This window comes from Ancylobacter sp. (assembly GCF_965279025.1).
Lineage (GTDB): Bacteria > Pseudomonadota > Alphaproteobacteria > Rhizobiales > Xanthobacteraceae > Ancylobacter.
Genome location: NZ_OZ257132.1, coordinates 4464117 through 4485960 on the forward strand (window position 1 = coordinate 4464117; position 21844 = coordinate 4485960).

The 21844-nt window shown below is 68.5% G+C and carries 16 protein-coding genes; 8 read left to right on the forward strand and 8 right to left on the reverse strand.

Annotated features, from left to right (window positions below; translation table 11 throughout):
- Nucleotides 1-77: 77 nt before the first annotated feature.
- From pabB to ACQY76_RS20810, 4 genes are all read left to right on the forward strand, one after another.
- Nucleotides 78-1493, forward strand: coding sequence for an aminodeoxychorismate synthase component I (pabB, locus tag ACQY76_RS20795; protein WP_428030580.1), 1416 nt, complete (start codon nt 78-80; stop codon nt 1491-1493).
- Nucleotides 1490-2074, forward strand: a complete 585-nt coding sequence (locus ACQY76_RS20800; RefSeq protein ID WP_428030581.1) for an anthranilate synthase component II — start codon at nt 1490-1492, stop codon at nt 2072-2074. The genes pabB and ACQY76_RS20800 overlap by 4 nt, the downstream gene beginning before the upstream one ends.
- Nucleotides 2071-2859 (forward strand): aminotransferase class IV, encoded by a 789-nt coding sequence (locus ACQY76_RS20805; RefSeq protein ID WP_428030582.1) that lies wholly within the window; start codon nt 2071-2073, stop codon nt 2857-2859. Before ACQY76_RS20800 ends, ACQY76_RS20805 begins: the two co-directional genes overlap by 4 nt.
- Before the next feature lie 189 nt (nt 2860-3048).
- Nucleotides 3049-5019 carry a DUF6600 domain-containing protein gene (locus tag ACQY76_RS20810; protein WP_428030583.1) on the forward strand — a complete coding sequence of 657 codons (1971 nt, stop codon included), beginning with the start codon at nt 3049-3051 and terminating at the stop codon, nt 5017-5019.
- A gap of 85 nt (nt 5020-5104) precedes the next feature.
- On the opposite strand, the gene ACQY76_RS20815 is transcribed toward ACQY76_RS20810, so the two are convergent.
- The 4 genes from ACQY76_RS20815 to ACQY76_RS20830 form a co-directional block, all read right to left on the reverse strand.
- A complete protein-coding gene (locus ACQY76_RS20815; RefSeq protein ID WP_428030584.1) occupies nt 5105-5833 on the reverse strand; it encodes a DUF930 domain-containing protein in 729 nt (242 codons plus the stop codon).
- A gap of 183 nt (nt 5834-6016) precedes the next feature.
- A complete protein-coding gene (locus ACQY76_RS20820) occupies nt 6017-7621 on the reverse strand; it encodes a 2-isopropylmalate synthase (RefSeq protein WP_428030585.1) in 1605 nt (534 codons plus the stop codon).
- 537 nt (nt 7622-8158) lie between these two features.
- Nucleotides 8159-9730, reverse strand: a complete 1572-nt coding sequence (locus tag ACQY76_RS20825; protein ID WP_428030586.1) for a DHA2 family efflux MFS transporter permease subunit — start codon at nt 9728-9730, stop codon at nt 8159-8161.
- Between the two features lie 16 nt (nt 9731-9746).
- Complete coding sequence (locus ACQY76_RS20830) at nt 9747-10916, reverse strand: HlyD family secretion protein (RefSeq protein ID WP_428030587.1); 1170 nt, start codon at nt 10914-10916, stop codon at nt 9747-9749.
- 125 nt (nt 10917-11041) lie between these two features.
- Here ACQY76_RS20830 and ACQY76_RS20835 point away from each other — a divergent pair, with 125 nt between their 5' ends.
- Nucleotides 11042-11710, forward strand: coding sequence for a TetR/AcrR family transcriptional regulator (locus ACQY76_RS20835; protein WP_428030588.1), 669 nt, complete (start codon nt 11042-11044; stop codon nt 11708-11710).
- Here ACQY76_RS20835 and ACQY76_RS20840 read toward each other — a convergent pair.
- From ACQY76_RS20840 to ACQY76_RS20850, 3 genes are all read right to left on the reverse strand, one after another.
- Nucleotides 11707-14268, reverse strand: a complete 2562-nt coding sequence (locus ACQY76_RS20840) for an HWE histidine kinase domain-containing protein (RefSeq protein ID WP_428030589.1) — start codon at nt 14266-14268, stop codon at nt 11707-11709. The two genes, ACQY76_RS20835 and ACQY76_RS20840, sit on opposite strands and share 4 nt — an antisense overlap.
- 171 nt (nt 14269-14439) lie before the next feature.
- Nucleotides 14440-15660 carry a class I SAM-dependent methyltransferase gene (locus ACQY76_RS20845; RefSeq protein WP_428030590.1) on the reverse strand — a complete coding sequence of 407 codons (1221 nt, stop codon included), beginning with the start codon at nt 15658-15660 and terminating at the stop codon, nt 14440-14442.
- A 92-nt stretch (nt 15661-15752) separates the two neighbouring features.
- Nucleotides 15753-17135 (reverse strand): malonyl-CoA decarboxylase, encoded by a 1383-nt coding sequence (locus ACQY76_RS20850; RefSeq protein WP_428030591.1) that lies wholly within the window; start codon nt 17133-17135, stop codon nt 15753-15755.
- 200 nt (nt 17136-17335) lie between these two features.
- On the opposite strand from ACQY76_RS20850, the gene ACQY76_RS20855 reads away from it, so the two are divergent.
- From ACQY76_RS20855 to ACQY76_RS20865, 3 genes are all read left to right on the forward strand, one after another.
- On the forward strand, nt 17336-18079 hold the full coding sequence (locus ACQY76_RS20855; protein ID WP_428030592.1) for a DUF3750 domain-containing protein: 744 nt from the start codon (nt 17336-17338) through the stop codon (nt 18077-18079).
- A gap of 83 nt (nt 18080-18162) precedes the next feature.
- Nucleotides 18163-19002 (forward strand): lytic murein transglycosylase, encoded by an 840-nt coding sequence (locus ACQY76_RS20860; RefSeq protein WP_428030593.1) that lies wholly within the window; start codon nt 18163-18165, stop codon nt 19000-19002.
- A 133-nt stretch (nt 19003-19135) separates the two neighbouring features.
- Nucleotides 19136-20776, forward strand: coding sequence for a GMC family oxidoreductase (locus tag ACQY76_RS20865; protein WP_428030594.1), 1641 nt, complete (start codon nt 19136-19138; stop codon nt 20774-20776).
- Between the two features lie 159 nt (nt 20777-20935).
- On the opposite strand, the gene mepA is transcribed toward ACQY76_RS20865, so the two are convergent.
- A complete protein-coding gene (gene mepA, locus ACQY76_RS20870; protein ID WP_428033075.1) occupies nt 20936-21832 on the reverse strand; it encodes a penicillin-insensitive murein endopeptidase in 897 nt (298 codons plus the stop codon).
- Between the last annotated feature and the right edge of the window lie 12 nt (nt 21833-21844).

Below are 21844 nucleotides of genomic sequence, written 5' to 3' on the forward strand. Positions count from 1 at the left end.
GGCCGATTTTCGCTACGGCACATGCTCGCATGGTTACCGCTCTAGGAAGCCGCGCCGCGACGTTCCATATTCCGTGCATGATTCAACAGCCGCCCCCCCTCGTCGTCGAAATTGCCTGGCAAGACCCGTGGCAGGCCGCGCGCCGCCTCGGCCGCCGCGACGACGGGTCCATTGCCGGCCTCACCTTCCTCGACAGCGCGATGCGCCACCCGCTCCTCGGGCGCTGGTCCTACGCCATGGCCGAGCCCTTCGGCCGCTTCCGCGTCGAGGCCGGCGTCGCCCGCTGGAACGGCGAGCGCGAGGACGGCGCCCCGCTGGAGGCGCTGCGCGGGCGCCTTGCCGCCTATGCCCAGCCGCGCCTGCCGGGCGAGGCCGCCTTCCAGGCCGGGGCAGCGGGCTATTTCGCCTATGAGGCGGGCCGCCTGTTTGATCGTTTCCCGACCCTTCAGCCGGAGCCCGGCGAGGGGCCGGAGGTGGATCTCGGTTTCTACGACGTCGTCGCCGCCTTCGATGTCGTCGCCGAGCGCGCTTTCCTCATCTCCACCGGCTGGCCCGAGCGCGACCCCACCCGCCGCGCCCGCCGGGCCCGCGAGCGTCTGGCGCAAGCGAGCGAGCGCCTCGCCGTCCCCGCCGCCTCGCTCGGCCCGCCGGCGGCGGTGGAGGGATGGCGCTCCAATTTCGACGCCGAAGACTACCGCAGCGCCGTGGCGCGCGTGATCGACTACATCCGCGCCGGCGACATCTTCCAGGCCAATTTCACCCAGCGTTTCGAGGCCGAAGTCGGAAAAATCGACCCGCTGGCCCTCTACCACCAGCTCCGCCGCGCCAACCCGGCGACCTTCGCCGCGCTGATCGTCAACGAGGACCGCACCATCGCCTCTTCCTCGCCGGAGCGCTTCGTGAAGCTCGACGGCGGCGAGGTCGAAACCCGCCCGATCAAGGGCACCGTGCCGCGCTCGGTGGAACCGACGCTGGACGCCTTCCGCGGCCGCGAACTCACCGCCAGCGAGAAGGACCGCGCCGAGAACGTGATGATCGTCGACCTGCTGCGCAACGATCTCTCGCGGGTGTGCCGCCCCGGCACGGTGAAGGTGCCGCGCCTGTGCGGGCTGGAGACCTATGCCAATGTCCACCACCTCGTCTCGGTGGTGACGGGGACGCTCGCCGAGGGCCGCGACGGGCTCGACCTCATGGCCGCGTCTTTCCCCGGTGGCTCGATCACCGGGGCGCCGAAGATCCGCGCCATGGAGATCATCCGCGAGCTGGAGGGCCGCCCGCGCGGCGTCTATTGCGGCTCCATCGGCTATATCGGCTTCGACGGAACGATGGATTTCAACATCGCCATCCGCACCGTGACGGTGGAAGACGGACGGGCCAGCTTCGGTGTCGGCGGCGGCATCACCACCCTCTCCGACCCGGCCGCCGAGCATGCCGAAAGCCTGACCAAGGCCGAGCGGCTCTTTCGCGCCTTCACGCCGGAGGCGCTGCCGTGATCCTGCTGATCGACAATTACGACAGCTTCGTCTTCAACGTAGCGCGCTATCTCGTCGAACTCGGCGAGGAGGTCGAGGTCGCCCGCAACGACGCGCTCGATATCGACGCCATCACACGGCTGGCGCCCGAGGCGCTGGTGATCTCGCCCGGCCCCTGCTCGCCCAATGAGGCCGGCATTTCGCTGGAGGCGGTGCGCGCCCTCTCGGGACGTCTGCCCATTCTCGGCATATGCCTCGGCCACCAGTGCATCGGACAGGCCTTTGGCGGGCGCGTGGTGCGGGCAAAGGAGCCGATGCACGGGCGAGCCTCGCAGGTGCGCCATACGGGCTCGGACGTGTTCGCCGGCCTGCCCTCGCCCTTTCCCGCCGGGCGTTACCATTCGCTGGCCGTGGAACTCGACGAGGGCGCCCCGCTCCACGCCACGGCCTGGAGCGGCGATGGCGAGATCATGGGCCTCGCCCATCGCGACCACCCGACCTATGGCGTGCAGTTCCATCCCGAATCCGTGCTGACGGGCCATGGCTATGACCTGATGGCGAACTTCCTGAAGCTCGCACGCCGACGGGAGAGCGCTGCGTGAGCCCAACGATCAGCATCGATGACCGGGGATTCACCCTTGGCGACGGCGTTTTCGACACCGCGCTGGCGCTGGGCGGCGAGGTCTTCGCCCGCGCCCGCCATGTCGCCCGGCTGGTCGCTGCCGCCCAGCGGATCGGCATCGCGATCGAGGCCGCCGCCATCGAGGCGGCGCTGGACGCCGCGCTCACGCCCGCGCCGACGATCCTGCGCACCACGCTGACCCGCGGCACGGCGGCGCGCGGCCTGTGGCCGGCCAGCGCAGGGGCGCCGACGCTTGTCGTCTCCGCCACGCCCTGGAGCCCTGCCCTGCTCGGCCAGCCGGCGCGGCTGGTCACGGCCAATGGCCGGCGCAATGAATTCTCGCCCACCGCCAACCTGAAGACGCTCGGCTATCTCGACCACATTCTCGCCGCGCGCGAGGCGGCGCTGGCGGGGGTGGATGACGCGCTCATCCTGAACACGCAGGGCCGGATCGCCTGCACCACCATCGCCAATCTGTTCGCGCTCATCGGCGGGCGGCTCATCACCCCCTCGCTCAAGGAGGGCTGCCTGCCCGGCATCATGCGGGCGCTGGTGATCGAGGCGGCGCCGGCCCTCGGCCTCAGCGTCGAGGAGCGCCCGCTGGCACCGCAGGCGCTGGCCGGGGCGGATGCGGTGTTCCTCACCAATTCGGTGCGTTTCGTGCGGCCGGTGCGCTCGCTGGACGGCGCGTTGCTGGGCGACGGCGCCGCACTCGTCAACATGTTGCAGGACAACCTGCTGCGCCACGCCAAATTAGACAGGTAATTCCAACGCTTGACTTGCGTTCGACATGACTTCGGGAAAGTAAGCCCGGCCCTGTTGCCATCATATTTTTGACGCGATTGACGGGCCCCCGAGTTCCCGCCGAAAAAAGCGCCGGGTCGACCCACGAATAGTTGAACCATCGCGCATCGACGGCGTTATAGAGCACTGCAAAGCCGCCAGAGGTGCCCCATGCTTCGCTTGAAACGCCCCATCCTCGTTGCCGGACTCGGAGCGAGCCTTCTTGCCGGCGTCGCGACGATCCCCGCCTATGCCCAGAACGCGCCCTTCCAGCTCGCCCAGGCCGGGCCGCAGGGCGGCGGCGCCACGATGGACGTCAACCTGTTCTACGACCAGCTCGGCCAGTACGGCACCTGGGTGCAGCACCCCGACTATCAGTATGTGTTCATCCCGTCCGATGTCGGCGCGGGCTGGCGGCCTTATCAGGAAGGGCGCTGGGTCTGGACCGATGCCTATGGCTGGTATTGGGAATCCTATGAGCCATTCGGCTGGGCGACCTATCATTACGGGCGCTGGGGCTATGATCCCGCCTATGGCTGGTTCTGGGTTCCGGGCGACACCTGGGCGCCGGCCTGGGTGACCTGGCGGCGCGGCGGCGGGAAGACCGGCTGGGCGCCGGTCGCGCCGGACCGCCCCGGCTATGCCGTCGGCCGCCCCGCCCATTATGCCCCGCCGGTGGCGGAGAGCTGGGTGTTCGTCGAGGACCGCTACATCGCCGAGGAGAACCTCGCCGTCCACGTGGCGCCGATCCCGCAGATCAACATCTTCCTGCAGGCCGCGCCGGACTATTACGAGCCGAGCTGGGACGACGGATTCTATGTGAATCGCGGCTTCGGCTACAGCGTCTATGACGCGCCGATCCGCGAGCGGCTGGTGAGCCGCGAGGTGTACTATGTCGACCGCCGCGACGACGTCTTCTACGACGGCCGCAGCAACAGCCTCGGCATCTTCGCCCCGCGCCTCGACTTCGGCGACCGCCGCGGCCCGCCGCCGCGCTATGTGCGCGAGGTCGAGCCGGACCGGCGCGCGCTGATCCGCCAATATGTGCGCGAGGATCGCGACGTGCCGGGCGTCTTCGCCCCCTCCGTCGCCCTCCTGAACCTGCTCCAGCCCGATCGCCGCCGCGAACTTCGCGACCAGCGCTTCAACGATCCCGACCGCTACCGCCGCGAGGTCCGCGACCTCCAGCGCGAGCGCGCGGATGGCTTGCGCGACGAGCGCCGCCAGGCCGATGCCCGTGCCGACGCCATGCAGCGCGCCCAGCGCGAGGCACTGGAAAAGCGCCGGGCGACCTTCGAACGCATGCAGGTCGAGCAGCGCGCCCGCGCCGAACGGGCGATCAAGGCACGTCCCGCCGGCCTGCCGCCGGGTGGTACCGGCGCGGGACGTCCCGGCGGACCCGATCCGCGCCCCGGCGCACCGAACGGACGGCCGGGAATGCCCGACCAGCGGCCCGCAGGCCCGGATGGCCGTCCCGGCATGACCGATCAGCGCCCCGGCACGCCCGGCCAGCGCCCGGATGCACCGGCCAACACGCCGGCGCGGCCGGGCCCGGCGCAGGGTCAGGCGGGTGATGGTCCCGCCGGGCCGGGCGCTCCCGACGCCGCCCGCCCCAGCGCGAAGGAGCGCGAGCGGGCGCAGCAGGAGCAGCGGCAGCAGGAGCGTGCCCAGCAGCGCGACCTCAAGCTTCAGCAGAATCAGCAGAAGCAGGAAGCGCAGAAGGAACAGCAGCGCGCCCGCCAGCAGCAGAACCAGCAGAAGCAGGAAGAGGTTCAGAAGCAGCGCGAGGTTCAGCGCCAGCAGAATCTTGAAAAGCAGGGTGCGCAGCAGGAGCAGCAGCGCGCCAAACAGCAGGAACGCCAGCAGCAGAACCAGCAGAAGCGGGACGCTCAGGAGCAGCAGCAGCGTGCCCGGCAGCAGGAGCGCCAGCAGAAGCAGGGCGCCCAGCAGGAGCAGCAGCGCGCCCGCCAGCAGCAGCGCCAAGAACAGCGCCAAGAGCAGGTTCAGCAGCAGCGCCAGCAGAAGCCTGCGGCCGAACCGCGCCAGCAGCGTCCTCCCCAGCAGGGCAATCCGCAGCAGCGGCCTCCCCGTCCTCAGGGCGGCGCCCCTGGCCAGCCCCCGCTTCCGCCCGGCGCCGAGTGACACGACGACAAAAGCCCCGGCCATTGGCCGGGGCTTTCTTTTTTTGGTGGCGACCGGATTTTGAGGCGCTACGCGCCCCGCGGCATCAATGCAGGGTCGGAAGATTGTAGGACGCCCAATCGTCGCGCGGGATCGCCGCGCCAACACGGAAGGCGAAACCGACCACCTTGCGCAACGCTTCATCGAGTTCGCATCGGTACGACACGTCGTACCATGTGCGCTGGCTGCGAAATGCGCCGCCCTTCGCGATGAAAACCGACCCTTCCAGAGCCGCATCGCCGGAGGCGTAATCGACCAGTCGGTCGGGCTGGAACTCCTGATGCCAGGCGTGGATCTGCTCCATCGCCTCCAGATTGCAGAGCTGGGCGAGGCGATCCTCCTCGCCAAGGCGGCCAAGTTCGCGGCGCAGGCCCCGGCTGCGGGGATTGCCGAGCGCCTGCTCGGAGAGCATCCGCGACGGGCGCACCATCTCCGGCAAGCCGGCCGGCTTTGCCGGAATTACGCGTGAGAGAGACGGCGCAGCTGCGGTGCCGGCGGGCCGCAATGCCTCCACCGACGGTGACGGCGGCTGCGGTGGAGGCGCCGCGCGCAGGGCGGCGAAGTCACGGGAGCTGATGATCTCCGTTTCCAGCGCCGGCACCTCGGCCGGTTCCGGAAAGCTCCGGGCAGACGCCAGAAAGATCGCCGCCAATACACCGAGATGCAGCAGCGCCGACCCGGCCAGCCGCGCCGCATAAGCCCCCGACCGCCGGCAAGGCGGCCGGTGCTGCCTCATCCCGCCTTCGGCGTACGGCGTGGACGGGACGAGCGTCATACAGGACAGGCCGGCATGGGAAGCCTCCGGTGGCCCCATAGCCATCCGCGACGGTCCCGGCAGCATTATGGCCGCCGCCACGTGACGCAGGCTTCAGCGGAAAGCGACGCCGCCGCGCCGGGAACCGACGCGGCGGATGTTTATGATCGGCCGAGCGATGCGGTCAGCGCCTTCCGGCGCCCATCACTCCGCCGCCGGCTGCGCCTGCGCATTCATGCTGCCGCGCTTGGTCGCCAGCTTGTTGAGCGCGATGATGTAGGCCTGCGCCGAGGCGACCAGCGTGTCGGGGTCGGAACCGCGCCCGGTCACCGCCTTGTCGCCATCCTCCAGCCGCACCGACACCTCGGCCTGCGCATCGGTGCCCTCGGTCACGGCGTGTACCTGGTAGAGCGCCAGCTTGGCGGCATGGGGGACGATGGCCTGGATGCAGTTGAACACCGCATCCACCGGCCCGTTGCCCTCGCACTCCTCGGTGGCGACGACGCCGTCGACCGCCATCTTCATGGTGGCGCGCTGCGGGCCATGGCTGCCCGCGATGACGCTGAGCGAGACCAGCTTCATGCGGTCATGCGCGGCGGCGATCTCGTGATCGACCAGCGCCTCGATGTCCTCGTCATAGACCACCTTCTTGCGGTCGGCGAGTTCCTTGAAGCGGCTGAACGCATCGTTCAGCGCGTTCTCGCCCAGCTCGTAGCCCAGCGCCTTCAGCTTGTCGCGGAAGGCGGCGCGGCCGGAATGCTTGCCCATCACCAGCGAGGTCTTCGACACGCCGACGCTGTCGGGGGTCATGATCTCGTAGGTGGTGTTGTTCTTCAGCATGCCGTCCTGGTGGATGCCGCTCTCATGGGCGAAGGCGTTCCGGCCGACGATGGCCTTGTTGTACTGCACCGGGAAGGAGGTGACCGCCGAGACCAGCTTGGAGGCGCGGGTCAGCATGGTCGCCTCGATGCCGGTGGCGAAGGGCAGCACGTCGCCGCGTGTCTTGATCGCCATCACCACCTCTTCCAGTGCAGCGTTACCCGCGCGCTCGCCGAGTCCGTTGATGGTGCATTCGATCTGCCGCGCGCCGCCGGCCAGCGCCGCCAGCGAATTGGCGACCGCGAGGCCCAGATCGTCGTGGCAATGGGCCGAGAACACGATCTGCTCGCCGTTGGGCACCCGGTCGAGGATATAGGCGCGCACCTGGCGGAACATCGCCTCATATTCGGACGGGGTGGCATAGCCCACCGTGTCGGGCAGGTTGATTGTGGTGGCGCCGGCCTTCACCGCCGTTTCCACGCAGCGCTGGAGATAGTCGATCGGCGTGCGGGTGGCGTCCATCGCCGACCATTCGACATTGTCGACCAGGTTGCGCGCCTGCGCCACCGTGCCGGCGATGATGTCGATCACCTGGTCCTGCGTCTTGCGCATCTGGTGTTCCAGATGGATCGGCGAGGTCGAGACGAAGGTGTGGATGCGCGGACGGCGGGCAGATTTCACCGCCTCGCCGGCGCGGGCGATATCGACCGGAATGGCGCGGGCGAGGCCGGCGACGACGGCGTTGCGGGTGCGGCGGGCAATCTCGGCGACGCTCTCGAAATCGCCGTTAGAAGCGATGGGAAAGCCGGCCTCGATGACGTCGACACCCATCGTGTCGAGCAGATCGGCAACCTGCAGCTTCTCTTCCAGCGTCATCGAGGCGCCGGGGCACTGCTCGCCGTCGCGCAGGGTGGTGTCGAAGATGACGACGCGATCAGCGGAGGCGTGATCCTGGGTGCGACCCTGGGCGGGATCTTGAGCGTTCGACATGGGCGGCTTCCTTCTTACTTCCGGCGCCGGGAGCCATGGGGACCTTGGTCCCTCGCGGCATCGTCCGGCGTATATGGGGCGGTTGGGCGGATGTGGGAGGCGTCATCCCCTGAGCGCCCAGGCGCGAAGCCCGGCCGGCCCTCAGGGGCGGCTAAGAAGAAGGAGCCCGGACGCAATGAGAGCCGTCCCCGGAAACCGCTGGGCGGTCGGGGTCGCGGAAGAACGGCGGGCGGACGAATTCGTCACGGCTCGGCTCTCGCGAGGTTGCTCTGGAGGACGGTCATAGCCGAGAGCCGGTAAAACGGCAAGGGCGGGGCTAAACCCGCACGCGTGAGGGCACCCGCGAACGGGCTCGCGCGGAGCCCGGAGGGCCGTCATGCCCGGGCCTGGGCCCGGGCATCCACGCTTTCGGGTCGGGGGGGCAACCTCCCCGAAGGCGTGGATGGCCGGGACATGCCCGGCCATGACGTTCCTCCCGGCCACGCCCGGCCATGGCGGTTTTACCGACCCGGCCCGGATGTGGCGGGAGAGAGAAATTCAGTGCCCGCCTTCCACCTTGTGCGTCGGGCGGCGCAGCAGCGGGGCGGCGAAGAACAGCGCCACGAACAGCACGGTGAGCACGAGGAAGACGTCGGAGAACGCCATCACCTCCGCCTGGATGCGCACCTGCGCCGCCAGCCGCTTGAGCGCCGCCGTGCCGGCATCCGAACCCAGGCCGGACAGCGCCCGCGTCATCGCGTCGAGCCGCTCGACCGCCGCCTCGTTGGCCCATTGCACATTCTCGTGCAGCCGCGCGAGATGCAGGTCCCAGCGGTTGTTGAGCACGGTGTTGATCAAAGCGAGCCCCACCGCGCCGCCGAGATTGCGCATCAGGTTGAACAGGCCCGAGGCGTTCTTCAGCTGGTCCGGCGGCAGGGTGCCGAGCGAGATGTTGTTGATCGGGATCATCGCCATCATGATGCCGACGCCGCGCAGAATCTGCGGCACCAGCAGCTCCCAGAAATCCCAGTCCTTGGTCAGCCCGGTGACCTGCCAGGTGCCGACGGCGAAGGCGCCGAAGCCGAAGGCGATCATCAGGCGCGGGTCGACCTTGCCCATCAGCCGTCCGGCAATGGGCGCGCAGAGGAACATGGCGAGGCCGGAGACGAACATGGTCTCGCCGATCATCAGCGCCGAATAGCCCCGCACCCGCGCCAGATAGAGCGGGTAGAGATAGGTCAGCCCGTAGAGGCCGATGCCGACCACGAAGCTGAAGGCGGAGCCGACGGCGAAGTTGCGGTTGGCGAAGGCGCGCAGGTCCACCACCGGCTCGCGGGCCATGAACACGCGGGCGAAGAACGCCACCGCCGACACGCCGCACAGCAGGGCGAAGAGGACGATCCACCGATCCTCGAACCAGTCATTGGTCGGCCCCTCCTCCAGCACGAATTCGAGGCTGCCGAGGAAGCCGGCCATGAACAGCAGGCCCCACCAGTCGAAGCGGTCGAGCAGCGCGAGGTCGGGCTCGTCGAAATCCACCAGCGTCACCGTGGTGACGACGACGAAGATGCCGGGGATGATGTTGACGAGAAACAGCCAGTGCCAGGAGAACAGGTCGGTGAGGTAGCCGCCGATGGTCGGGCCGATGGTCGGCGCCAGCGTCGCCACCAGGCCGATCAGCGGCGCCACGACGCCCTGCTTCTCGCGCGGGAACACCGAATAGGCCGCCGCGAACACGGTGGGGATCATGCCGCCGCCGAGAAAGCCCTGCAGCGCGCGATAAACGATCATCTGGTTGATCGAGGTCGCCGTCGCGCACATGAAGCTCATCACGGTGAAGCCCACCGCCGAGGCGGCGAACAGCCAGCGCGTCGACAGCGCCCGCGACAGGAAGCCGGAGAGCGGGATCATCACCACTTCGGCGATGAGATAGCTGGTCTGCACCCAGGAAATCTCGTCCGACGAGGCGGCAAGGCCCGCCTGGATCTCCGAGAGCGAGGCCGAGACGATCTGGATGTCCAGGATCGCCATGAACATGCCGAAGACCATGCACAGGAAGGCGAACATCCGCCTTCCCTCGGAAGACGCCGCGCGCGGTGCGGCGCCCGATGGGGCCGTTATGTCCGCCATGGATGCCTCCCGGGGCTCAGCTGCGCGTGTCGACGGTGGCGACCACCGACATGCCCGGGCGCAGCTCCGCCTTGTCGCGGGCGGCTTCGTCGAGCTCGATACGCACCGGCACGCGCTGCACGATCTTGGTGAAATTGCCGGTGGCGTTCTCCGGCGGCAGCATGCTGAACACCGAACCGGACGCCGGCGCGACGCTCACCACCCGGCCATGGAAGGTCTCGTCGGGAAAGGCGTCGACCTCGACATCGACCTTCTGGCCGGTATGAAGCTCGCCGAGCTGGGTCTCCTTGAAGTTCGCGTCGATATAGACCTGTGAGATCGGGACCAGGGCGGCGATCCGCGTGCCCGACTGCACCAGCTGCCCCACCTGCACCGCGCGATTGCCGATGACGCCGTCAAAGGGCGCCCGCACGAGGGTGAAATCGAGATCGCGCTGCGCCTGGTCGCGCGCCGTCTTCAGCTCGTCGAGGGTGCGCGTCGCCTCGGTCCGCTGCGCGCCGAGGACGGTGATGCTCGCCTCGGCCGAGGTCACGGAGGCCTTGGCGGCATCCACCGCCGCCTTCGCCTTGTCGCGGTCGGCGCGGGCGTTCTCCATCGTGGCACGGCTGGAGAACTGGTCTTTCATGAGTTCAGTCTGGCGGGAGAGCTCCAGTTCGGCCCGGTTGAGCTCCGCCTCGCCGGAGACGAGCTGCGCCTTCGCCTGGTCGACCTCCGCCCGCCCGGCAGCCATCTGCTCGCCATAGCGCTCGATGGTGGCCTGCTGGGTGGCGATCTTGTCCTCGGCGGCCTGCACGGCGAGCCGATAGTCGCCATCGTCGATGCGGGCGATGACGTCACCGGCCTTCACACTCTGGTTGGTGTCGGCATCGAGGGCGATGATATGCCCGCCCACCCGGGCGGCGAGTATGGAGGTGTCGGCGCCCACATAGGCGTCGTCCGTGGAGACGAGGAACCGCCCCACCTGCCACCAGCCGAGCCCGTAATAGGCGCCACCCGCCAGCGCGGCGACGAGGATCGCGGCGAAGACCAGCTTCTTGCGCGAGCGCGGCGGCTTCTGTGCCACCCCCACCTCAGCAGCGGGCGCCGGCTCCTGCGCGGGCTTGCGCGCCTTCAGGGGAATAGGCTCGTTGCCCGTCGGGCGCTCGGCCCCGGCGCTCGGCAACGCCTTACTATCTGCTTGAGCCATGACGGCCTCCGACCCACAACTAAACCGTTCAGTTCACCTTGTGCTTTACATATCAAACTAAACAGTTTAGTCAAGGGCTTTGACAAGCCCGTCCCGCGCGCCCTATCAGGAAGCCGAGGGTAGCCATGACCATGATCGACACAGAGAATCCCGCCACGACGCCGCGCACCGAGCCGGAATCGTCCAAGCGCCGCGACATCATCGATGGCGCGCGGAAGGTCTTTTTCGAAAAGGGCTTCGACGGCGCCAGCATGGACGAGGTGGCCAAGGCCGCCGGCGTCTCCAAGGCGACGATCTATGTCTACTTCTCCAGCAAGGACGAACTGTTCGAGGCGCTGGTGCTCAATGATCGCGCCCGCTCGGCCGAGCACCTCTTCGTCGTCGATCCGTCGATCGAGGATGTGGCGAGCCTGCTCCATCGCATCGGCATCTCCTTCATGACGATGATGGTCCAGCCCGACCATATTCGGCTGGTCCGCATGGTCATCGCCATCGCCGAGAAGTTTCCGCGCGTCGGTCGCGCCTTCTTCGACGCCGGCCCCTGTCACGGTGGCCAGCGTCTGGCCGACCTGCTGCGCCAGCAGGCGGAACTTGGCCGGCTCCGCATCGATGACGATCTCGCCGCCGCCTTTGAATTCCTGAACCTTTGCCAGAGCAACAGCGTCAAGGGCCTGCTGTTTGGTGTCGGCGGCCAGCCGACCGCAGCGCAGATCGAGGAGACCGTCGATCGCGCCGTGCGGGTGTTCCTGTCCTATTACGGCACGCAGCCCGCGCAGGGAGCGCCGGCAGTCTAGCGCGTGCCCCCTGCCCGCGCTTCCAGAAGCTCGCGCAGCGCCTTGAGCAGCGGTTCGCTCTCATAGGGCTTGGGCAGAACCGGCACGCCCTCGCAGCCCTTGGGGATCATCGAGCGGTCGCCATAGCCGGTCGCGAAGATGAATGGCACGCCGAGCCGTTGAAGTTCCTCGGCCACCGGCGCCGAGGTGCCCGCGCCCAGATTGACGTCGAGCACTGCGAGGTCCGGCGTGAATTCCTGCAGCCGGCGCATCGCCTCGGCCACGGAAGGCGCCGTCACCACATTCTCGATGCCCGCATCGTTAAGCATCATCTCGACATCCATCGCGATGAGCATCTGGTCCTCGACCAGCAGCACGCCGAATTCGGCGAGCGAGGGCGGCGTCGAATCGTTGCCGCCGAGGAAATCGACGTCCGCCCCCTGCGCTTCGTCCGCGGCGGAGGTCGAGACATGGCGCGCAGGCAGGCGGAAATGCGCCAACAGTCCGCCGGCGGCGAATTCCATCCGGCTGCTGCCGCCGAGGTCATAGGGCACGCTGCGCTCGATGAGCGCCATGCCGAAGCCGCGCCGGCCGGTGGAAATGACCTCCGGTCCGCCAAGCTCGCGCCACACCACCTCGCAGTCGCCGCCCGGAAGCACGGACCATTTCACCTCGAGCCTCCCGTCCGGACGCGAGAGCGCGCCGTATTTGGCCGCGTTGGTGGAGAGTTCGTGCAGCACCAGCGCCATCACCGAGAAGGCGCGGGCATCGAGCGAGACCATCGGCCCGGTCAATGTCAGGCGCTTGGCATCGCCGCCATAGGGCGAGAGTTCGGCGCGCAGCAGGTCACTGAGCGAGCCGCCCCCCGCGCCGCGCACCACCTGGTCATGGGCGATGGCCAGCGCCTGCACGCGGCCGCGCAGGCTGTCCACATAGTCCTGCGTGCTGCGCCCGTCCTGCAGCGAGTGCTCCACCAGCGACTTGATCACCGCGAGGATGTTCTTGACCCGGTGATTGAGCTCCTCATTGAGAAGGCGCTGGCGCGTATCGGCCTTGTCGCGCTCGTCCGCCATCAGCTCGTTGTGGCGCAGCACGATCTCGACCAGCGTGGAGCGGGCCGCCTCGGCGATCTCCCGGTCGGCGTCGGTCCACGGGCTGGCCTTGCCGCGCACCGTCTCCTTCCAGATCGCGAAGCTCTTGCGCGGCGTCAGGCGGTCACCGAGCGGGCCGGTCTCGTAGACCTTCTCCGGCCGACCCGCCCAGTCGAGCGTGTGAACGATCTCCTTGCGGAAGAAGAACAGATAGTCGCGCGGCAGCTGCGACAGCGGCAGTGCCAGCACGCCCGAGGCGGCCGCGCTGAAGTCGGCGGCGCGCGGCCACTCTTCGGAGAGTTCGCCGGTCGCCCATACCTTGCCGCTGGCCCGTTCGCCGACGAAATTGGCGAGCCCGGGAATCTCCGCCGCCGGCGGCACCGAGCCTTCAAAGCTCCATTGTCCCGCGAGCCACAAGCCGATGCCGTCGCAGGGCATCAGCTTGGCGAATTCGGCAAGATTGCCGCGCAGCAGGTCGCCGACCTCCTCATCCTGCGAAGCGAGCCGAAGCACCCGGTCGAGCGCCCGGCGGGCATTGGTCGCCAGTTCCAGCGAGCGCTTCTGCTTCAGCGCCTGCAGATGCAGCGCGAAAAACGCGCCGAACATCTCCGCCGCCACGCGCTCGGCCATGGGCAGGACGCGCGGCGCGTAATGATGGCAGGCAACCAGACCCCAGAGCTGGCCGTCGGCAATCACCGAGATCGACATGGACGCCGCGACCCCCATGTTGCGGAGGTACTCCAGATGGATCGGCGATACCGAGCGCAGATGCGCATAGGACAGGTCCAGCGGGTCGCCGAGCGGGCTCTCCTCCGGCACCAGCGGGCAGCGCTCGCCATCCACGTCGCCGATCACCCGGACGATGTTGCGCACATAGAGCTCGCGCGCCTGATGGGGAATGTCGCTGGCGGGAAACCACTGGTGCAGGAAGCTCTCCAGATCCTCCCGCTTGTCCTCGCTGACCACCTGCCCGGCGCCGTCCTGCGCGAACTGGTAGATCATCACCCGGTCATAGCCGAGCAGATTGCGCATCAGCCGCGCGGAATGATGCAGGAGCTTGTCGAGATCCCGCTCGCCGCGCACCCGCGCGAACATGGACCGCGCCAGATCCAGCGCCGGCCCGTCCTCGGCCGAGGCGATCTCGAACTCCACTATGCCGACGCCCTTGAAGACATGCACAGACACGTCGAAACGCTTGCCGGACGCCAGCTCGATGCCGAACAGCAGCGCTGGCGACGACGGCTCGGAGCCGCGCGCGAGCGACTCGCGGATACGCAGGGCGGCCTCAGCGCCGAGAATCGCGGCGAGGTCCCGGCCGATCAACGAGCCGGACACTTCCAGCATGGAAGCGGCATTGCTGGAATGGCGCTGCACCACCTCGCCCTGCGGATCGCAGGCAATCAGGCAGCCATGGCACTGCACGCTGCCCGGCACATGGATCGGTTCGCGATCGCAATTGCTGAGGTCGACGCGTTCAGCCGGCGACATGGGCGCCCCCGCCAATTGCCGGCGGGTTACAGCACGGGCCGTAAGGCTGGGACAGGGCTACGAGCCGGGCGGAACCCGACGGTCTGCAGTCGCGCATGCGGAGAACTTCTGGACCAGGTGCAAAAACTCGTTGAAAAACCGAACGCCCGAGCCTTGGGAAGGTTCCGCCTCTCACCCGCGCGCCGCCAGCGCCCTTTCCTCGTCGACGATGAAATCGCGAATCACCGGCACGTCGTCGCGCTGGTTGGACAGCAGCAGCTGGAAAACCATGTTCGAGCCGTTGAGAAATCCGAGCTCGACGGCGACAAGGTAGAACTCCCACATGCGGGCGAAGCGCTCGCCCATCATCGCCACCACCTCGGGCCGCTTGGCCTCGAAGTTCAGCCGCCAATGGCGGATGGTCCAGTAATAGTGCAGTCGCAGGATCTCGCAGTCGGCCGTCCACAGCCCGACGCGCTCCAGCGAGGTGAACACCTCCGACATCGCCGGCACATAGCCGCCGGGGAAGATGTATTTGCGGATGAACGGCGCCGTGGTGCCGGGCGGCGACATGCGGCCGATGGCGTGGATCATGGCGAAGCCGCCCGGCGCCAGCAACCGCTTGATGGTGTTGAAATAATCGTCAAAATGATTGACGCCGACATGCTCCATCATGCCCACCGAGACGATGCGGTCATAGCTGCCGGTGAGCTCGCGATAGTCGCGCTCGAAGAAGGTGATGCGATCCGCCACGCCCGCCGCCTCGGCGCGCTTCTTCGATTCCGCCAGCTGCTCGGTGGCGACGTTGATGGCGGTGACGTGCACGCCGAGCTTGGCGAGATAGATGGCGAGCGCCCCCCATCCAGAACCGATCTCCGCCACCCGCATGCCGGGCTCCAGCTTCAGCTTGGCGGCGATGTGGCGCAGCTTGGCTTCCTGCGCCTCTTCCAGCGAGGCGTCGGGCGTGGGGAAATAGGCGCAGGAATAGATCATCCGCGAATCCAGCCAGAGCCGGTAGAAGTCGGGCGGATGGTCGTAATGGCTCTGCGCGTTGGACGCCGCCTTGCCGAGCGGGTTGGACTGGTGCCAGCGCTTCAGCGCCCGCCAGCTGCGGCGCAGCGCCTGCTGCACCGGGTGGGAGGCGAGGCCGCCCCGGTTCACCGAGAAGAGCGAGAGGAAATCATAGACGGTCGAGCCGTCCTCGAAGGTCAGGCGGCCATCCATATAGGCCTCGGCCGAGACCAGCTCCGGGTTGAAGAACAGCTCGCGGTCGAGCTTGTCGTCGTGGAGGCGGATGACGACGTCGGGCCCATCCTGGCCGGTGCCGAACACGGTGCGCGTGCCGTTCGGCTCGATAACGGTCAACCGGCCCTTATGGATGAACCGCTTGAGAAGATGGGGTAGAAACCGCATGGAACGCTCCGCCTGCCCGCGAGACACTGCCGGGCATCGGGCATAAGCCCGCCTGCACTGTCAAGCACGGGCGCCCGCCCGGCGGGGCCGCCCTACCCCGCCGCCTCCTGCAGCGCCGGCAGCTTGGCATGCTCGTCGACCCGCGCGAGCTTGCGCACCTGCGAGCTCGCCACGATGGTGCCGCGATCGAAGAACGCCTCGTGGTTCTTCTCGATCTCGTCGATCATGTAGCGGTAGTTCACCATCAGCCCGCATGCCTGCGCCATGCCGCGCGCCGAGAGATCGCCGAACGGGTTGATTCGCTCCAACCTCGCGCCATTGCCGAGGTGGAAGCGCGCCACGGGGTCGATCGGCTTGCCCTTCTTTGTGCGTGCGATCAGGAAATAATGCGCGGCCAGCGCCGCGATGACAGGCCGGAGCGAGGCCTGCGTCGCCTCGTCCGGGGCGCCGTCGCCGGACAGCGCCGCCAGCGCCGCGCGGTCGGCTTGCGTCAGGGCGGCGGAGGCCGGGTCGGCCCGCTCCCCCTCCAGCCAGGCGCGGAACCCCGGCACCGGCGAGAGCGTCACGAACTCCCGCAGATTGGGGAATTCACGCGAGATTTCCGCCACCACCTGCTTGATCAGGAAATTGCCGAAGCTGACCCCGCCGAGCCCGGTCTGGCAGTTGGAGATGGAATAGAACACGGCGGTGCGCGCCGCCTCCGGCGCCAGGGGGGTGCGCGCGGTATCGAGGATAGGGGCGATGGCCGCCGGCGCCTCGCGGGTGAGTGCCACCTCCACGAAGATCAGCGGCTCATCCACCAGCGCCGGGTGGAAGAAGGCGTAGCAGCGCCGGTCCGGGCTATCGACCCGCGCGCGCAGGTCGTTCCAGTCGCGGATTTCATGCACCGCCTCGTAGCGGATGATCTTTTCCAGCACGTTGGCGGGGGTCGACCAGTCGATCCGGCGCAGCACGAGGAACCCCCGATTGAACCAGGAAGCAAAGAGATGGGTGAAGTCGCGATCGACATCGGCGAGATCGCGGCGGCGCGGCAGGAATTTGAGCAGGTCCGCCCGCATCGCCACCAGTTGCGCGGTGGCGCCGGGCGCGAGGTTGAAGCGGCGGATCAGCTCCTGCCGGCGCGGCTCGCTGGCGGCATGGATCTCCGCGACGCTGCGTCCGCTCGGGGCGGCTTCATGGGCAGCCAGCGCCCTTTCCAGCCGCCCGGCATCCGGCCCGAAGGAGGTTGCCAGCGTCTCGAAAAAGGCGATGCGCTCGCCACTGCGCAGCCCGGCATAGGCGGCAAGGATGTCCTGCGCCAGCGCGACGCCCGAGGCCTCGCCCTGCCCGGAAAGCAGGCGCTCGCAGAGCTGCGTCACACTCGCCGCCCGTGCCTCGCCGGCGGGGCGCCGCTCCCGCCCGATATCGAGCAGCGCGCGGCCGCGCTCGGCAATGGAGCCGAGCAGGTCGCCGAAGAAGCTCGTGCCGCCGTCCATTCCGCCCCTCCGCTCGCTCCGGCCGTTCGCCGCGTCATCTGACGCCGGGGCGACGATACACGCAAGACGCCGCGCGGCGGAACCGGCCCGACGCCGCTCACGCACCGGTGACCACCGGGCGCCGCCGGCGGACACGTTTTCGCGCGCAGCCGGGCCCGGCCCTTTAAATGCAAGGCGCGCATAGGCATGTTGGCGCTCACATGCACTATTCCCTCCGCCTGATGCTCCTCGCATTCCTGCTGCTCTTTGCCCTGCCGCTCGGCGCCCATGCGCTCGTGCAGTGGCGCACGTCCGACTGGAGCCGTAGCTGGAACACCGCCGACTGGTCGAGCACCGGCACGCTGCCGGCGGCGGCCAGCCATCCCGCGGCGATGGTGCGGATCTACGCCGCCCGTGTCGGGCGCTGGCGCGGCATTTTCGCCGTGCATAGCTGGATCGTGTTCAAGCCGCCGGGCGCCGGCGCTTATGAGCGCTATGACAAGGTCGGCTGGGGCCGCCCCATCCGCCACAACAGTTATGCGCCGGACGGGCGCTGGTACGGCAACGACCCGGAGATCGTTTTCGAGGCGACCGGGGCCGAGGCCGAGCGGCTGATCCCGAAGCTGCGCGCCGCCATCGCTTCCTATCCCTATGGCGAGGCCGGCGACTATCATGTGTGGCCGGGGCCGAACTCGAACAGCTTCGTCGCCCATGTCATCGGCCAGGTTCCCGAGATGAGCGTCACCCTGCCGCCCACCGCTATCGGCAAGGATTACCCGGTGGATGGCGGCTGGTTCGGCTATGCCCCCTCGCGCACCGGGCTGCGGCTCTCGCTGGACGGCTATGCCGGCCTCACCATCGCCTGGGTGGAGGGAATCGAGTTCAACCTGCTCGGCGCCGTCGCCGGTCTCGATCTGCGCCGGCCGGGCATCAAGCTGCCGGGCTTCGGGCGGATCGGCATCTGAAACTCGGCCGTTGACGCGAAGGTGAAACCGCCCGTTCATCTGCCTCCGTCATGCTAGTCCTAACGACAGCGCAGGGGGCGAAGATGATCGCAGGCACATTCAGGCACATTCGCGGGCTTATCCGGCGCAGCGGCATCGCCGTCGCCTGCCTGCTTCCATTGACGCTGACGCCCGCGCTCGCCGCGACCTGCGGCAACGATGCCTCGGGCTTTGCCGCCTGGCTGCCGTCCTTCAAGCGCGAGGCGCAGGCGCAGGGCATTTCGCCCTCGGCTCTGCGGGCGCTGGACGGCGTGACCTATGACACGACGGTGATCCGGCTCGACCGCAACCAGAAGCACTTCAAGATGAGCTTCGAGCAGTTCGCGGCCAACCGCATCAGCGGCGGGCGCATCGCCCAGGGAAAGCAGAAGCTCAAGCAATATGCCTCGACGCTGGCCCGCATCGAGCAGCGCTACGGCGTGCCGGGCGAGGTGCTGGTCGCGATCTGGGGGCTGGAGACCGATTACGGCGCCAACCAGGGCAAGATGCCGATCATGCGCTCGCTCGCGACGCTGTCCTATGATTGCCGGCGCACCGGCTTCTTTACCGCGCAGCTGCTCGACGCGCTGCGCATCTACCAGCATGGCGACCTCACCCTTGCCGAAATGCGTGGCGCCTGGGCGGGCGAGATCGGCCAGACCCAGTTCATGGCCTCGTCCTATGTGAAGTTCGCCGTCGATTTCGATGGCGACGGCCGCGCCGACCTCGTGCGCAGCGCACCGGACGTGCTGGCTTCCACCGCCAATTATCTGCGCGGCTATGGCTGGCGCGCCGGCGCCGGCTGGGGACCGGGCGAGCCGAACTACCAGGCGCTGCTGGGCTGGAACAAGGCCGAGGTCTACGCCAAGACCATCGGCGTGTTCGCCAGCAAGCTGCGGCAGTAGCTGCGTTAAGGGGGCGTCGTGCCGGCGCGGGAGGGGCGCACTACCGCCCATAAGCGAACAGCCCTTGCGCGGGATTTCGGCTTGCCGCGCGGGAAGGCCGGCGGCTTTATCGCACTCCCGTGACGACCCGCAGGTGCCTGACGTGACCGAAGCCCCGACCGATTCCGCCGAGACCTATGACTACATCGTGGTCGGCGCCGGGTCGGCCGGCTGCGTGCTGGCGAACCGGCTGTCGGCCGACCCGAAGAACCGGGTTCTGGTGCTGGAGGCCGGCGGGCGCGACAACTGGATCTGGTTCCACATCCCGGTCGGCTACCTCTTCGCCATCGGCAATCCCCGCGCCGACTGGTGCTTCAAGACGCAGGCGGAAGCGGGGCTCAACGGGCGGGCGCTGAACTATCCGCGCGGCAAGACCATTGGCGGCTCCTCCGCCATCAACGCCATGATCTACATGCGCGGACAGGCCGCCGATTACGACCATTGGCGCCAGCTCGGGCTTGAAGGCTGGGGCTGGGACGACGTGCTGCCGGTGTTCAAGCGCCATGAGGACCATTATCTCGGCAGCGGCGAATTCCACGGGGGCGGCGGTGAATGGCGGGTCGAGGCGCCGCGCCTCACCTGGAAGCTGCTGGACACCGTGCGCGAGGCCGCAAGGCAGGCCGGCATCCCGCCAATTCCCGATTTCAACACCGGCGACAATGAGGGCTCGTCCTATTTCCAGGTGAACCAGAAGCGCGGCTTTCGCTGGAGCGCCGCGCGGGGCTTCCTCAAGCCGGTGCTGTCGCGGCAAAACCTCCGGCTCGAGACCTCCTGCCATACCCAGCGCGTGCTGATCGAGGATGGCCGCGCCACCGGCGTCGTCTACCGGCAGAATGGCGTGACGCGCACCGCCCGGGCACGGGCTGAGGTCATCCTCGCCGCCGGCGCCATCGGCTCGCCGCACCTGCTGAAGCTCTCGGGCATCGGCCCGGGCGAGGAACTGGCGCGGCACGGCCTCAAGGTGACGCTGGACCGCCCCGGCGTCGGCGCCAATCTGCAGGACCATCTGCAATTGCGGATGATCTACAAGGTCGCCGGCGTGCCGACGCTGAACGAGCAGTACCATTCGCTGTTCGGCCGGGCGAAGATGGGACTCGACTTCGCGCTGTTCCAGCGTGGGCCGCTAACCATGGCGCCCTCGCAGGTCGGCATCTTCACCCGCTCGCGCGCGGAGATCGAGCGGGCCGACCTCGAATTCCACGTCCAGCCGCTCTCGCTCGGCAAGTTCGGCGAGCCGCTGCACGCCTTCCCCGCCTTCACGATGAGCGTGTGCAATCTGCGCCCGACCAGCCGTGGCCATGTGGCGCTGGCGAGTGCCGACAGCGCCGCCGCGCCGCTCATCAAGCCTAACTATATCGCCACCGACGAGGACCGCCGCGTCGCCGCCGACAGCATCCGCGTCGCCCGCCGCATCGTCGGCCAGCCGGCGCTGGCGCCCTTCGCGCCGGACGAGTTCCTGCCCGGCAAGGGGGTCGACGACAGCGAGGAGGCGTTGGCCCGCGCCGCCGGCGATATCGGCACGACGATCTTCCACCCGGTCGGCACGGCGAAGATGGGCCTGCCCTCGGACCCGATGGCGGTGGTCGATCAGCGGTTGCGGGTGCTCGGCATTCGCGGCCTGCGCGTGGCGGACGCCTCGATCATGCCGAGCATCGTCTCGGGCAACACCAACTCGCCGACCATCATGATCGCCGAGAAGGCGGCCGGGATGATTCTGGAGGACGGGCGGGGTTAGCCGAGGCGTGCGCCCGACTCTAGGCCCCGGATCGGCGCCGCGCAGGCGCGACTCCTCCGGGGAACGGGTCGCTGAGCGTGTCCCGGTCCAGCGCAGCCGAAGGCGGAGCGCCGCACCGGGACCCAGGGGCAAGCGACGCGCCGTCGGCGCCCCGCCCTCTCACGGCGCCAGCACCACCTGGCGGCAGGCCTCGGGCAGGTCCTTCACCAGCATGGGCGGCTTGGGCTTGGGCGGCACGGCGGGCGGCCTGGGGTTGATGTTGCCCTCCGAGAACCACCAGTCCAGCTCCTTGCCGCAGCCCTCGCCCGGCGTCACCGGGTCCTGCGGGCGGCAGTCCCTCGCCCCGGCGGGACAGGAGAGCCTGACATGCATGTGGTAGTCGTGGCCCCAATAGGGCCGTACCTTCTGCAGCCAGGCGCGGTCGCCCTTCGCGTCGCGGCACAGCGCCTTCTTGATGGCGGCGTTGACCAGCACGCGCTCGACCTCGGGGTCCTGCGCGGCGGCCTTGATCACCGCGATATGCGACGGCGTCCACACGGCGGCGTCGACGTCGAGCCGGTCCTTGCGCACGATCACGGTCGCGGAAATCTTCTCGCGCTCCTCGGCGGAGAATTCGCGGCGCGGCATGGGGGTCAGCCAGATGTCGGCGTCGAGGCCGATCTGGTGCGAGGCGTGGCCGGTGAGCATCGGCCCGCCGCGCGGCTGCGAGAGATCGCCGACCAGTATGCCCGGCCATTGCGAAATGCGCGGTACAGTGGCGGAAAAACGTTCGAGGAAGGCGATAAGCTCGGGATGGCCCCAATTGCGGTTGCGCGACAGGCGCATCGCCTGCCACGTCGCCCCGTTCACCGGCAGCGCCTGCGCCCCGGCGAGGCATCCCTTGGAATAGAAGCCGATCGAGCGGGCCTCCAGCGGCGCCGGCCGCTTCTGCTCGCCGAACACCTGCTTGGCCGGCAGGCTGCCCAGCCGGTCGGCCGCCGCCGTCTGGGCGGAGGCGGCACCGGCCGCCATCAGCATCAATCCCGCAAGGCCGGCGAGGCTCCACATCCGGCGCATCATCGCCCTCTC

Bases quoted from the DNA above. Each gene is read 5' to 3' on its own strand.
- pabB (WP_428030580.1), top strand. From the start codon at position 78: ATGATTCAACAGCCGCCCCCCCTCGTCGTCGAAATTGCCTGGCAAGAC.
- ACQY76_RS20810 (WP_428030583.1), top strand. From the start codon at position 3,049: ATGCTTCGCTTGAAACGCCCCATCCTCGTTGCCGGACTCGGAGCGAGC.
- ACQY76_RS20815 (WP_428030584.1), bottom strand. From the start codon at position 5,833: ATGACGCTCGTCCCGTCCACGCCGTACGCCGAAGGCGGGATGAGGCAG.
- ACQY76_RS20820 (WP_428030585.1), bottom strand. From the start codon at position 7,621: ATGTCGAACGCTCAAGATCCCGCCCAGGGTCGCACCCAGGATCACGCC.
- ACQY76_RS20825 (WP_428030586.1), bottom strand. From the start codon at position 9,730: ATGGCGGACATAACGGCCCCATCGGGCGCCGCACCGCGCGCGGCGTCT.
- ACQY76_RS20830 (WP_428030587.1), bottom strand. From the start codon at position 10,916: ATGGCTCAAGCAGATAGTAAGGCGTTGCCGAGCGCCGGGGCCGAGCGC.
- ACQY76_RS20835 (WP_428030588.1), top strand. From the start codon at position 11,042: ATGACCATGATCGACACAGAGAATCCCGCCACGACGCCGCGCACCGAG.
- ACQY76_RS20840 (WP_428030589.1), bottom strand. From the start codon at position 14,268: ATGTCGCCGGCTGAACGCGTCGACCTCAGCAATTGCGATCGCGAACCG.
- ACQY76_RS20845 (WP_428030590.1), bottom strand. From the start codon at position 15,660: ATGCGGTTTCTACCCCATCTTCTCAAGCGGTTCATCCATAAGGGCCGG.
- ACQY76_RS20850 (WP_428030591.1), bottom strand. From the start codon at position 17,135: ATGGACGGCGGCACGAGCTTCTTCGGCGACCTGCTCGGCTCCATTGCC.
- ACQY76_RS20855 (WP_428030592.1), top strand. From the start codon at position 17,336: ATGCACTATTCCCTCCGCCTGATGCTCCTCGCATTCCTGCTGCTCTTT.
- ACQY76_RS20860 (WP_428030593.1), top strand. From the start codon at position 18,163: ATGATCGCAGGCACATTCAGGCACATTCGCGGGCTTATCCGGCGCAGC.
- mepA (WP_428033075.1), bottom strand. From the start codon at position 21,832: ATGCGCCGGATGTGGAGCCTCGCCGGCCTTGCGGGATTGATGCTGATG.